This window comes from Alloalcanivorax sp. C16-2, assembly GCF_046507615.1.
Classification (GTDB): Bacteria; Pseudomonadota; Gammaproteobacteria; order Pseudomonadales; family Alcanivoracaceae; genus Alloalcanivorax; species Alloalcanivorax marinus_A.
In genome coordinates, this window is record NZ_JBKFTL010000001.1 from 1171215 (window position 1) to 1183431 (window position 12217).

A 12217-nucleotide genomic window follows, 5' to 3' on the forward strand; every position below is an offset into this window, starting at 1 on the left:
AAACAAGGCCTTCAGCCCGCTTCGGAAAACGCCTTCAACCCGCCGCGCAGGGAGTTGGGCAGCGCTTCCAGGATCTCCACGTCGACGAAATCGCCGATCAGATCAATGTCGTCGCAGGCGAAGTTCACCACCCGGTTGTTCTCGGTGCGGCCCTTGAGCTGGCCCGGGTCCTTCTTGGAGAAGCCATCCACCAGAATGCGCTGGGTGGTGCCCACCATCTTGCGCGAGATATCCAGGGCGTTTTGCTGGATGCGCTGCTGCAGAATGCGCAGGCGCTCCTTCTTCACGTCCAGGGGCACGTCGTCGGGGAGATCCGCCGCCGGGGTGCCGGGGCGGGCGCTGTAGATGAAGCTGAAGGAGTGGTCGAAGCCGATATCGCCGATCAGGTTCATGGTGGCCTCGAAATCGGCGTCGGTCTCCCCCGGGAAGCCGATGATGAAATCCGAGCTGTAGGAAATGTCCGGGCGGATGCGCCGCAGCTTGCGCAGCTTGGACTTGTACTCCAGCACCGTATGGTTGCGCTTCATCATCGCCAGAATACGGTCGGAACCGGACTGCACCGGCAGGTGCAGGTGGCTGACCAGCTCCGGCACCTCCTCGTAGACCTGGATCAGGGCGTCGGAGAACTCCACCGGATGGCTGGTGGTATAGCGGATGCGGTCGATGCCGTCGATGTCGCGCAGCAGCAGGATCAGGTCGGCCAGATCCAGCACCTCGCCGTTGGCGCCCTGGCCCCGGTAAGCGTTCACGTTCTGGCCCAGCAGGTTGATCTCGCGCACGCCCATGTCGGCCAGGTGGCGCACTTCGTCGAGCACCGGTTGCACCGGGCGGCTCACTTCCTCGCCACGGGTGTAGGGCACCACGCAGAAGGTACAGTACTTGGAGCAGCCTTCCATGATCGAGACGAAGGCGCTGGGGCCGTCCACGCTGGGCTCGGGCAGGTTGTCGAACTTCTCGATCTCCGGGAAGGTCACATCGATGGCCAGCGACCGGGTGGTGGATGCCTGGGTGATCAGACCCGGCAGGCGGTGCAGGGTCTGAGGGCCGAACACCACGTCCACATAGGGCGCGCGCTCGCGGATCGCCTCGCCTTCCTGGCTGGCCACGCAGCCGCCGACGCCGATCACCAGGTCCGGATTGCGGTCCTTCAGGCGCTTCCAGCGGCCCAGCTGATGGAATACCTTCTCCTGGGCTTTTTCGCGGATCGAGCAGGTGTTGAGCAACAACACATCCGCTTCTTCCGGATTGTCGGTGGGCTCCAGGCCGTGGGTCGACTCCAGCAAATCCACCATGCGGGTGGAGTCGTACTCGTTCATCTGGCAGCCGTGGGTCTGGATAAACAGCTTGCGTGCCATGGGGGAGACCGTCGATCGATTGGAAAATGGGCGCCGATTGTACCGCCGGCGAGGGCAAACTGCGAACCCCGACCGTGGCAAAACGCCGCACCGCGCCCCTGGGCGGGGCCCGCCCCGCCGGGGTATCATCCGGCGCCGCCGTCATGATTCCGGAGCCCCCCATGACTTTCCCCCGTGCCCTGGCGGGCCGGCTCGGCCCGCTGGTCCTGTTGCTGGCCCTGGCCGGCTGCGCCGAACCCCGCGAGGAGTTGCCGGTGAACACCCGCCTGGGCGGGGATTTCACCCTCACCGATCATAACGGCGGGGCGTTCCGCCTGGCCGACCAGCGAGGCCGGGTGGTGCTGATGTTCTTCGGCTATACCCATTGCCCCGATATCTGCCCGGCGACCCTGGCGCGGGTCTCCCAGGTGTACCGCAACCTGCGCGACGCCGGTGACGCCGACCGCGTGCAGCCGTTGTTCATCACCTTCGACCCGGCCCGTGATACCCCCGAGCACCTGCGTGAGTACGTGCCCTGGTTCAAGGCCAACGTGATCGGCTTGACCGGCGGCGAGGCGGAGATCCGCGCGGTGGCGGAACAGTATGGGGTGGTGTTCCTGAAATCCGGCGAAGGTGAGCCGGAGTACGACTTCACCCACAGTGACTACGTTTACCTGCTGGACCAGCAGGGGCGGGTGCGCAAGCTGTACCCGTCGGACTTCAATATCGATGAGGTGACCGATGATGTACAAAGCCTTCTTTAACGGCGTGGCGGGTGCCGCCCTGCTGGCCCTGGCGGGCGCCGCGTCCGCCGACGGTGATCTGGTGCTGGAAAAAGCCTGGCTGCGCGCGGTACCGCCGGTATCGCCGACCATGGCCGGTTATTTCACCCTGCGCAACGACGGGGACCGGGCGGTGGAACTCAAGGGCGCCAAAACCGACATCGCCGGCATGGCCATGCTGCACGACACCGAAACCACCGACGATGGCCAGGCGCGCATGGTCCACCTCAGTGGCATCACCCTGGAGCCCGGCGATCAGGCCACGTTCGCGCCGGGCGGCAAGCACCTGATGCTGATGAAGGTCGCCGAGATCCCGGAAGCCGGTGAGCAGGTGGAAATCTGCCTCACCTTCAGCGACCACGACGATCTCTGCGCCGACTTCCCGGTGCTCCGCGACGCGCCCTGAGCTTCGCGATTTCTCTCGGCGGTTCTTGCCGTTCGCCCGCGGCCACGGTCGCGGGCCTGTATTTCCATTGGCCTCGGCGCGCCCGTTCTAAGCATCCCTTACCGCTGACAGCGGCTGTCCATGCATGGCTCGGATGCGCCGCCTACCCGAGGGCCGATGAAAAGCGCCAAGGCGCGCCACCCTGATTGTCAGGTGGTCAAGCGTAGAGGGCGCATCTATGTCATCTGCAAGTCAAACCCACGTTTTAAAGCCGTACAGGGGAAGACCAGGAAGAAGTAGTGATTAAAAATGGCACCGAGGATACGGTAAGGCGGGATGGATAAGCCGTGGTAGGAGATTAAAAAACACCGTGGGGCCTGCTTGCGTTTCCAGCGAGGACCAGGGAGGGCCCCACGGTGTGAAAAGGTTGGGCGGGGGGAGAGGCCCGCCCGAATACTCTCAGCGCATACTTCTTTAGAACGACAGGGCGTAGGTGACGACGAACAGAGTGTCGTCCTTAATGCTGCTATCGCTGGCGGTACACTCACCACTGGCGTTGAAGTTCGTGTCTTCATTGTTGTTGATGGCGCAGTCGTCGGCGCTCACCACTTTGGAAACAGTGAAGCCCAGTTCGTCGGTGAGCGCGTAGCTCAGGTCGACGTGGGTGTAGTTGGTGTCGTCGGCGTCAAAATCCCAGGTGCCGATCAGGATGCCGTACTTGTCGTAGGAGTAGCCCACGGTGAAGTACTTGTCCTTGTTGTCGGTGGAGTCGTCGCCACGACCGTAGTCGCCCACGCCGATGTAGGCACCGGCGCTGAAGCCGGCGTAGCCCAGACCCAGTACTACTTCCTGAAGATCGGAATCGGTGTCGTTCGGGTAGTTGTAGTCCACATAGGCGAGGTCATAGCTGAAATCGCCCACGGAGCCCGCGTAACCGGCGTACAGGTCGTATTCGGTGGTTTCGGTTTCAGAGCTTCCCCACACACCGGCGTAGAGGCCGGAAGAGTGCGCGTAATCCAGGCTACCGAATACTTGGGCGCCGCCGTCGGAAATATCCTGACCACGCCAGAAGTACATGTTGGAAACGCCGACGGTGCCGCTCACTTCGGCCGCGGCCATGGACGGAGCGATCAGGCCGGTGGCGGCGGTGGCTGCCACGGTGGCGGCCAAAACGGTCTTTTTCATCCCAGATACGTGTTTCATGTGCAACCCTCTTTGCAAATAACTGTTTTCTGGTTGTGCGCTCCTGGCGCACTGGCCTGGGAGGCTCGACCGGATACAAAGCAGGGAGCGTGCCAAAAATGAAAAATGGCGATGGATCAGTGAGTTGGGAGAGGCAAGGAGAAATCGGAAAGGTAAAATAACGAAAAGTGGCGAGGCGGGATGCTTTGTTCTGGTGCAGTGCACCACGATGGTGCTGCGTGGCGGTGCCTGACGGCGCCGCCACGCTTGAGGGTCAGTTCGGGCACTGCCAGGCCACGGGCACCGCGTCAGCGCGCACGCCATCCTCGCCACGGATTTCGAGACCGCAGTTGCCCGTGTCGGTGCGGGTAAAGTGCGCGCGGTAGCGCTCACCGGGGCGGGCATCGAACTGCGCGGCGACACGGCAGTGGTCGCGGCCGGCGCCTTCACTGCGGCGTTCGTTGTAGACCACGCCCACCCGTGCTTGTTCCGAGGCCTGAATGGCCACCGGTACTTCCTCGGCCTTCTTCATGGTCTTGAACAATTCGTTGAAGGCATTGGTTTCCCAGGGTTTGACGGCCAGGGCCATTTGCGTGTCCTTGAAGCCCTTGCCAGGCACGCACACCACCGGCTGGGCCGCGGCGTCGCCGGTGAAGGTGACGGTGGCGGTATCGGCGCCGGCCGGTTCCTGGTAGCTGAACATCTGGCAGCCGCTGAGCAAGGCCAGCGGCAGCAGGGCGGTGGTTATTCTGATCATGATGGTCCTCCTGAAACGATTGAAACGAGTGTACGGATGCAAGAGGAGGGCCACCAGCGGGTTTATGTAGGGCCACCAGCGGGTTTATGCAGAGCCACCAGCGGGTTTATCGAGGGCCACCAGCGGCGGGTGCCGGATCAGCCGCCGGCTTCACCGAACCAATGGCGCACCGCGTCGCGGGCCAGGGCCCGGCGACGCGAGCCGGTGGGCAGCCAGTTGCCGGCGTTGGCCGCCAGGGCGATGAGCACGTCGAACAATGGCAGGTGCTGGCGCAGCACCCGATGGTGGCGGTGGCCGATGATGGGGTTGAAGTAGCCGAAGAAGTCCAGCATCTGGCGCGGATTCTTGCGCACCCATAGCCAGGAGCCCATTTCCAGGGTGAAGGGCAGGAACAGGCGCTCCGGGTGGCGCTCGCGGGCGTCGTCGTAAAGGTAATCCCACAGGTCGCCGTGGGTGGTGTAGTTGAGCGACTGCGGTTCGATCAGATAGGGATGGTGATGGGGGTAGGTGTTTTCCAGCACCTGCTTGAGGCGGTACACCTCCGCCAGATGGGCGATGGGCCGGTGGGTGCGCGCGTAGGAGCACCAGATGCGGTCGCGCCGGCCGAAGCCGCTGTGGCAATCCAGGCTCAGCGACACCGGCGCGTTCATCAGCTTGTCGCGGACCGCGTCCACCAGGGCCTGGGCTTCGGCTTCCATGGGGGCGCCGGCGCGGCCCCGGTACCAGGGCAGAAGGCGGCTGAGGCGCTGGCCGCCGACCAGGAACGAGACCTTGCCGTCGGCGTCCACCGGCGCGTTGCGCATCAGGTCCACGCCATTGGGGTTGCTGCGCGTGCGCCGCCAGATGCCGCCGGGGTTGACCATGGGCATGAACACCAGGCGCACGCTCTCCAGCCGGCGGTGCAGGTGGTCGTCCCATTGCAGGCGGTGAATCAGGCTGTGCAGCAGCGACAGGATCACCTGGGTGCCGATGCGTTCCACGCCGTGCACGCCGCCAAAGAACCCCATCACCGGTGCGCCTGGCGAACGGCTGCCCATTTCGATCACGCGCACCGGCAGCGCAAGATCGCCCAGGGGCACGCTCAGCACCTCGCTGACGCGGAGATGCCGTTCACCGAGCCGGATCAGACTGTCCAGGTGCAGCAGTTCAGGCAGGTGCCGTTGTAGGAGATAGAGACGTTCTTCCATGGAGGGAGCCGCGATCGTTGCTGGCAGTCTAGTGGCGCGGTGTCACGGTTTTATGACAGTGGTTTTATGACAGTGGTTTTATGACAGAGGTTTTATGACAAGGCGTCGTGCGCCGGCCCTGTCATGCAAGCGTGACCAAATTGTCAGGGCGCTGTCACGGCGGACGGCCACTCTGCGGGACGAGCCTCGGTCTTTGATGGGTAGCCCCGTGATCCCGGATTCCGCTCCGTCCGTTCCCACCCCGCAAACCGGCGACATCCTGTTGTTCGCCGGGCGCGGCCTGGTCAGCAGCACCATCCGTTTGTTCACGCGCAGCCGCTGGAGCCACATCGGCATGGTGGTGTGCCTGCCCGGCGACGATCGTCCCCTGGTGCTGGAGGCGGTAGGCGCCAGCGAATCGGCGGACCTGCATCTGGGACGGCCGGTGGCCGGCGTGGCGCTGGTGCCGCTGGCGGACAAACTGCGTGATTATCCCGGTGATGTGGTGTTGCGGCACCGCGAGGGCGCCTCCTTGTGCGCGCGCCAGGAAAAGCTGGTGGCGCGGCTGGTGGCCAGGCTGCTGCACCGGCCCTACAAGAACTTCGTGCTGTGTAATGCCCTGGACCTGCTCAGTGGTTTCACCCGGCCGCCGGACCGGCGCGGCTGGTTCTGTTCCGAGCTGGTGGCGGAAATGTACCGGCGTTTGGGCTGGCTGCCCCGGGACATCCGCGTGGCCGGCTTCGTGCCCGGGGATTTCGATTCTCCCCGTTTGCTGTTACGCCAGGGGGCCCTGGGCGAGCCGAGGATTCTCAAAGCCTGGAAGGGAGCTACAACCAGCGCCGCACCCGTTGCCGATAGGATTGCCACTCAGGGCCGAAACGGCGCGCGTGAAACGCTTCTTCCGCCGCGATCACGTGGCTATGCATGACCCACTCCACCAGCACCAGGGTGAGCAGCATGCCCGGGCTGGCCAGGCTCAGGGCACAGGCAAGATGCAGCAGCGCGAACGCCAGATAGATCGGGTTGCGGCTGAAGCGGAACACGCCGCTGGTGACCAGCACCCGCGCCGCCCGGTGTGGCATGGCGGTGGTGCGGTGGGCGGCCAGTTGCAACAGGGCGGTGACCACCAGCCCCACGCCGGCGAGGGCAAGCGCCGCGGCCAGCGGCTCGCGGCCGGGCAGCGCCGGCAGCGTCCAGCCCAGGGCCTGGTCGATGCCATAGCCGATCAGCAGGCCGCCCAGATGCAGAAGGGGCGGGGGCATGCGAACCTCGGGATGATCCGGTAACGGGTCGTCGGACATGCTCGTACTCGCTTCGTTGTCAGTGATGAAAAGCTGGGTTATGGTAATTCACATCCCGTTATTGCGGGAGGGATCGCGATCCAAACCGAGCTTGACCAGCCACCGCCGGTAAGCCAAACCACGGCGGCAGAGGCCTGCGTCGCTCTCGCGATCCACCGCCGCAAGCAGGCTCGCGAAACGACGTTCGCCCCGGTCGCCAAACCGCACCGCCAGGTGCAGACCAACAGGGGAAACGCATGGAAAAGCGCGCGGCCACTTTGCACTCCGTCTCCGCAGCATCCAACTCCCACCACGGCAAACCCGACGCCACGCCCAAGACCTACGTCCTCGATACCAATGTGCTGATCCACGATCCCAACTCGTTGCTGAATTTCGAAGAGCACCGGGTAGCGATTCCGATGACCGTTCTGGAGGAACTGGACCGCCTGAAAACCGGTAAATCCCACACCGCCTCGGACTGTCGCGCGGCGATTCGCCAGATCGACCGGGTACTGGGGGCGGCGACCCCGGCGGAGGTGGAGGCCGGCATCCCCATCAACCGGGGCCAGCACCACCAGGGCACGCTGACGGTGCTGATGCCACGCGGCGCCAATGGCGGCGCCGCGCTTCCGGATCATCTGAACGATAACCGCATCATCAATGATGTGATGGCGATGAAGATGGCCGATCCGGACAGCCGCTATGTGTTGGTCACCAAGGACATCAACATGCGCCTCAAGGCGCGTGCCTGTGGTATCGAAGCGGAGGATTACCACAACGACCAACTGGTCTCCGACATCAAGCAACTGACGCGGGGCTATTTCGAAGTGCCCGGCTCGTTCTGGGACAAGGTCACCGAAGTGGAAACCGAGCAGGTCGGCGCCGAGACCCTGCACCATCTTCCCCATGGTCTGGTGGTTGGCGATATCCTCGGCGAGGAGATCTACCCCAATCAGTTCATCCTCGACGAGCAGGGGTTCGTGGGGCGCATCGTCAGCGTCGAGGCGGGCGTGGTGACGCTGCGGCATCACAAGGCGGAAACCCTTATGGAGCAGGAGGCCTGGGGGCTCAAACCGATGAATATCCAGCAGGCGGTGGCGTTGCAGTTGCTGCTTGATCCGGACATTCATCTGGTGACCCTGACCGGCGCCGCCGGCTCCGGCAAGACCATCCTGGCGCTGGCCGCCGCCATCGAAATGACCGTGGAGCAGAAGCGCTTCAACAAAATCATCGCCACCCGCTCCACGCCGCCGCTGGCGGAGGATCACGGTTTCCTGCCCGGCACCGAGGAAGAAAAAATGGACCCCTGGCTGGGGGCCATCAACGACAACATCGAGGCGCTGCACCTCAACGACGAGAACCCCTCCGGCAGCATTCAGTACGTCAAGGAGAAGGCCAACATCCAGTTCAAGGCGCTCAATTACATTCGCGGGCGCAGTTTCCAGAAATCCCTGATCCTGATCGACGAAAGCCAGAACCTGACGCCTCACCAGATGAAGGCGATCATCACCCGGGCCGGGGAGGGCTCCAAGGTGGTGTGTCTCGGTAACCTGGCGCAGATCGACACCCCCTATCTGTCGCCGATCAGTTCCGGGCTGACCTACATGACCGAGCGCTTCAAGAGCTTCGTGCACGGTGGGTCGGTGCAGTTGATGGGCGTTCCCCGGTCGTTGCTGGCGGAGTACGCGGAGACCTGGTTGTAGGCGGTCGCTGGCGGGAGGCGCCTTCCTGGAGGGGGCGCCGTATCGCGACTGAAGTCGCTCCTACCGCTGCCTTCCCCCGCCCTCTACGGCGCCCACCGTCGCGGCCTGCCTCGAAGCGGCTCGGCGTGGTCCCCTTTCCGGGACCCTGTTTGACAGGATGTCAAACCGGGAGCCCCCAGGGACGGGTTCACGGCGTTCCCGGAAAGGGGACCACGCTGAGCCGCGTCCCCGATGGAGCCTCCGGTGGGGTGCCGATTACTCCCCCAGGGCGTTTTTGAGGACGTCGAGGCAGGCGTCGCTGGTGTAGAAGTCGCCCACCGCGTCGTCGATGGCGCCAGCCAGCAGGTCGCGCTCGTCGAGCACCTTGGCGCCGGCGGCCAGAGCCGGCGCCAGGGCCTTGCCGCGCTGTTTGGGCGTGGTGCCCATGGCCTTGAGCAGCGCCGGCAGGTCCTTGTCCAGCAGCGCCGTCACGGCGGCATGGATGCCGGCGTTCACCAGGGCGCGGCTGTATTCCAGGCGCGCGCCCTGATCGACGATCACCGCCACATGGGGCACGCTGTCGGCGACCACGCCATCGGGCAAGCGCTGGATCAGATCCGCCGGACGCATCGGCGCGATCCGCCGGTAGCCGTCCCGGGCCAGCTCGGCGATGCGTTCATCGGTGAGTTGCCGGTTGAGCCACTGCTCGCCGGTCCTCAGCGTGGCGCGGATGTTGTGGCGTAGATAGTCGCGGATGGTTTCCTCCAGGCCGCCCATGGCCCGGCCCACGCTCTTGCGACCCAGTTTCATCATGCTGCTTACGCCGGGCAGCTTGGCCAGGGCGTTTTCCTCAAGCAGGAAATTCTTAATGCCGGTGTACAGCATCTCGCTGACCATGTCGCTGACCAGCGGATGATTCAGGCAGGCGTGGATGGCGCGTTCGCGCAGCTCGCGCAGGCGCAGGGCCTGGGCCAGGATCGCTTCGAAATGGTCTTCCTCCAGCAGTTCGCCGACCGTGGTGGGTTGCTCGGCGGCCTTGTCCAGCACTGCGTCGGCCACCTGGATCACCACCGGTTCCAGGCCCTGCACGGTATGCACCCGGGCCAGCCAGTCGTCCACCACCGTGGCCAGGGCGTCGGCATCCACCAGGGCGCCCACCGGCGTCTTGCCGAGCCGCTTCACGCCGTTGTCCAACTGGCTTTGCCAGTAGCCCTTGTCCTGGAGACGTTGGCGGGCGTGGTCCACGTGGGCCTGGCGCAGGGCGCCGGCCAGATCGGCTGCGTTCATCGGCTTCCTCGTTGTTGTCATGCGGGGGAGGACCATGATGGGCCACAACGGCGGCGGGCCATGCAGCCATCCCGCCGTGGGCGCGCGGCGCTGGTGCCAGCCCCGGTCAGGGCTGGTCGTCGACCTGCTCCGGATAGGCCTGGCGCCAGTATTCGAAGCCGCCGTCCAGGCTGACCACGCTGGAGAAGCCGTGCTCGGTCAGGTAATCGCTGGCGCCCTGGCTGGAATGGCCGTGGTAGCAGTACACCACCAGCGGGCGCTGGCGGTCGGTGTCGGCGAGGAATTGTTCCAGGTTGGCCTGATTGAGCGGCACGGCGCCGGGAATGCGCGCCTGCCCGTGGCTGTCCGGGTCGCGCACGTCCACGAACAGAGCATCGCCCTCGCGCAATCGTTCCAGGCCCTGTTCCGGGCTGATCCGTTCGGCCATGTGCGGTCTCCTTGTCGTTGGCGGTGCTAGCGGGCCGCGACCAGGGCCGCGTCCGGGTGTTCGCAGGTGAGCTTCATGCCGATGGCTTCTTCAAGCTGCGGCAGCAGGAAGGCGTCGTCCTCGCAGGCGAAGCTGATCGACACGCCGCTGGCGCCGGCCCGACCGGTACGGCCAATACGGTGCACGTAATCCTCCGGGTCCTCCGGCAGGTTGTAGTTGATCACGTGGGACACGCCTTCGATATGGATGCCCCGGCCGGCCACATCGGTGGCGATCAGTACCTGCAGGTCGCCGGCGCGGAACCGTTCCAGCGTCTTCAGCCGCTGGTTCTGCGGCACATCCCCGGAAATCAGCGACACCTTCAGGCCCTTCTTGTGCAGCCGGTCGTTGAGCCGCCGGGTGATGTCGCGGCGATTGGCGAACACGATCACCTTGTCCATGTTTTCGTTGGTGATCAGGTTGTAGAGCAGGTTGAACTTGTCGTCGGTGGCGGTGATGTAGACCTTTTGCTCCACGGTCTCGGTGGTCACCTGGGTGGGCTCGATTTCGACCACCGCGGCGTCCTCGGTCCAGCGCTGGGAGAGGGCCATGACATCGTCATTGAAGGTGGCCGAGAACAACTGCGTCTGCCGGTAGCGGCTTTGCGGCGTCATGCGCACGATGCGTTTCACGTCCGGGATGAAGCCCATGTCCAGCATGCGATCGGCTTCGTCGAGCACCAGGGATTCGACCCGGTCCAGCCACAGGTCGCGGCGTTTGGCGAAATCCAGCAGGCGCCCGGGGGTGGCCACCAGAATGTCGATCAGGCGGGTCTGCAGACGTTCCTGCTGGCGGTTGAAGTTCATGCCACCGACCACGCTCATGACTTGCAGGTCGGTGTAGTGAGCGAGCTGTTTGGCGTCCTTCTCGATCTGCATGGCCAGTTCCCGGGTGGGCGCCACGATCAGGGCGCGGGGCTCGCCGGCGAAGCGTTGCACGGTGATCGGGTGACGCAGCAGGTCGTTGATCATGGTGATCAGGAAGGCGGCGGTCTTGCCGGTGCCGGTCTGGGCGCGACCGATGGCGTCGGCGCCGGCCAGGGTGTGTTTCAGCACGCTGGCCTGGATCGGCGTGCAGTACTGGAAGCCGGCATCGGCGATACCGCGCATCAGTTCCGGTGCCAGATCGAAATCATGGAACCGGGTTTCCCCCTCTTTCTCGGGAACCTGGAACTGGTCCAGGGTCCACGCGTTGTCGCTCTCTTTTTGCATGGATTCGCTCGGTTGAGAAGCCAGAAACGACCCGGCGCGGCACGGATTGGCCGACCGGCGGCGTCGTCAGACCGAACAGTGTATAAAAAGCGGGCTTATCCGAATACCAAAACCCGGTTATTGGCGGGCATGGCGTGATCGCCCAGCAGGGCGCGGCCATGGTCGGCGAAGCGCGCCACCACCCACTCCTGATCGCGCAGTCCCATGGCCGGGTCCCGGGCACGCAGGCTGTCGTCGAACAGGCGGTTGCTGTCGGTGGTGGGGCGGCCGCCATAGCGGAACGGCCCATACACGGCGAAGCGACCGCCCGGTGCCAGCCGCCGGCAGGCCTGGTCAATGCAGCAGATCACCTGGTCGCGGCTCATGATATGGAAGGTGTTGACCGTGAGCACGTAATCGAAGGGTCCGGCGGGCCAGGCCGCCTGGTCCTGAACCCGCAGCCCGATGGCCGGGCGCAGATTGTCGGCGGGCTCGGCGGCCAGCCGGGGAAGCAGGGCCTCCAGGTAGTCCGGCTGTTCCGATGGCGTCCAGCCCAGGTGGGGCAGGCGCGGCGCCAGCCAGACCGCGTGCTGGCCGGTGCCGGCGCCGATCTCCAGCAGTTCCCCCGGGGCGGTGAAGTGGTCGCGCAGGACCTCCAGAATCGGGTCCTTGTTATTGTCCGCCGCCTGGGAGAACGGGAGCATGG

General features: G+C 64.9%; 14 protein-coding genes. 5 read left to right on the forward strand and 9 right to left on the reverse strand.

The window, feature by feature from the left end:
* Nucleotides 1–11: 11 nt before the first annotated feature.
* Entirely contained in the window at nucleotides 12–1355 is a 1344-nt protein-coding gene (gene miaB, locus ACLD02_RS05565) for a tRNA (N6-isopentenyl adenosine(37)-C2)-methylthiotransferase MiaB (protein WP_203102466.1), read from the reverse strand.
* A 161-nt stretch (nucleotides 1356–1516) separates the two neighbouring features.
* Between miaB and ACLD02_RS05570 the strand changes: the two genes are divergently transcribed.
* The 3 genes from ACLD02_RS05570 to ykgO all read left to right on the forward strand — a co-directional run bounded on the left by ACLD02_RS05570 (nucleotide 1517) and on the right by ykgO (nucleotide 2801).
* A complete protein-coding gene (locus tag ACLD02_RS05570; RefSeq protein WP_203102465.1) occupies nucleotides 1517–2098 on the forward strand; it encodes an SCO family protein in 582 nt (193 codons plus the stop codon).
* On the forward strand, nucleotides 2076–2522 hold the full coding sequence (locus tag ACLD02_RS05575) for a copper chaperone PCu(A)C (protein ID WP_203102464.1): 447 nt from the start codon (nucleotides 2076–2078) through the stop codon (nucleotides 2520–2522). Before ACLD02_RS05570 ends, ACLD02_RS05575 begins: the two co-directional genes overlap by 23 nt.
* 156 nt (nucleotides 2523–2678) lie before the next feature.
* A complete protein-coding gene (ykgO, locus tag ACLD02_RS05580; protein ID WP_203102463.1) occupies nucleotides 2679–2801 on the forward strand; it encodes a type B 50S ribosomal protein L36 in 123 nt (40 codons plus the stop codon).
* 174 nt (nucleotides 2802–2975) lie between these two features.
* Here ykgO and ACLD02_RS05585 read toward each other — a convergent pair whose 3' ends face one another.
* From ACLD02_RS05585 to ACLD02_RS05595, 3 genes are all read right to left on the reverse strand, one after another.
* Nucleotides 2976–3704, reverse strand: a complete 729-nt coding sequence (locus ACLD02_RS05585; protein ID WP_410298130.1) for a TorF family putative porin — start codon at nucleotides 3702–3704, stop codon at nucleotides 2976–2978.
* A gap of 253 nt (nucleotides 3705–3957) precedes the next feature.
* Nucleotides 3958–4440 carry a hypothetical protein gene (locus tag ACLD02_RS05590; RefSeq protein ID WP_203102460.1) on the reverse strand — a complete coding sequence of 161 codons (483 nt, stop codon included), beginning with the start codon at nucleotides 4438–4440 and terminating at the stop codon, nucleotides 3958–3960.
* Nucleotides 4441–4577: 137 nt separating this feature from the next.
* Nucleotides 4578–5627: a M14 family zinc carboxypeptidase gene (locus ACLD02_RS05595; RefSeq protein ID WP_410298131.1), complete on the reverse strand. Its 1050-nt coding sequence runs from the start codon at nucleotides 5625–5627 to the stop codon at nucleotides 4578–4580.
* A gap of 196 nt (nucleotides 5628–5823) precedes the next feature.
* On the opposite strand from ACLD02_RS05595, the gene ACLD02_RS05600 reads away from it, so the two are divergent.
* A complete protein-coding gene (locus tag ACLD02_RS05600) occupies nucleotides 5824–6534 on the forward strand; it encodes a hypothetical protein (protein ID WP_203102456.1) in 711 nt (236 codons plus the stop codon).
* Here the strand turns inward: ACLD02_RS05600 and ACLD02_RS05605 are convergent.
* The gene (locus ACLD02_RS05605; protein ID WP_203102454.1) at nucleotides 6434–6907 is read right to left on the reverse strand and encodes a methyltransferase family protein; all 474 of its coding nucleotides are present in this window, start codon (nucleotides 6905–6907) and stop codon (nucleotides 6434–6436) included. The genes ACLD02_RS05600 and ACLD02_RS05605 overlap by 101 nt on opposite strands.
* 236 nt (nucleotides 6908–7143) lie before the next feature.
* Here ACLD02_RS05605 and ACLD02_RS05610 point away from each other — a divergent pair, with 236 nt between their 5' ends.
* A complete protein-coding gene (locus tag ACLD02_RS05610; RefSeq protein ID WP_410298132.1) occupies nucleotides 7144–8589 on the forward strand; it encodes a PhoH family protein in 1446 nt (481 codons plus the stop codon).
* 255 nt (nucleotides 8590–8844) lie between these two features.
* Here the strand turns inward: ACLD02_RS05610 and ACLD02_RS05615 are convergent, their stop codons facing one another.
* The 4 genes from ACLD02_RS05615 to ACLD02_RS05630 all read right to left on the reverse strand — a co-directional run bounded on the left by ACLD02_RS05615 (nucleotide 8845) and on the right by ACLD02_RS05630 (nucleotide 12215).
* Nucleotides 8845–9855, reverse strand: a complete 1011-nt coding sequence (locus tag ACLD02_RS05615; RefSeq protein WP_410298133.1) for a hypothetical protein — start codon at nucleotides 9853–9855, stop codon at nucleotides 8845–8847.
* A 106-nt stretch (nucleotides 9856–9961) separates the two neighbouring features.
* Nucleotides 9962–10282 carry a thiosulfate sulfurtransferase GlpE gene (gene glpE / locus ACLD02_RS05620; RefSeq protein ID WP_203104977.1) on the reverse strand — a complete coding sequence of 107 codons (321 nt, stop codon included), beginning with the start codon at nucleotides 10280–10282 and terminating at the stop codon, nucleotides 9962–9964.
* A gap of 26 nt (nucleotides 10283–10308) precedes the next feature.
* Nucleotides 10309–11532 (reverse strand): ATP-dependent RNA helicase RhlB, encoded by a 1224-nt coding sequence (rhlB, locus tag ACLD02_RS05625; RefSeq protein WP_410298134.1) that lies wholly within the window; start codon nucleotides 11530–11532, stop codon nucleotides 10309–10311.
* A gap of 95 nt (nucleotides 11533–11627) precedes the next feature.
* A complete protein-coding gene (locus ACLD02_RS05630) occupies nucleotides 11628–12215 on the reverse strand; it encodes a DUF938 domain-containing protein (protein ID WP_410298135.1) in 588 nt (195 codons plus the stop codon).
* Nucleotides 12216–12217 lie beyond the last annotated feature (2 nt).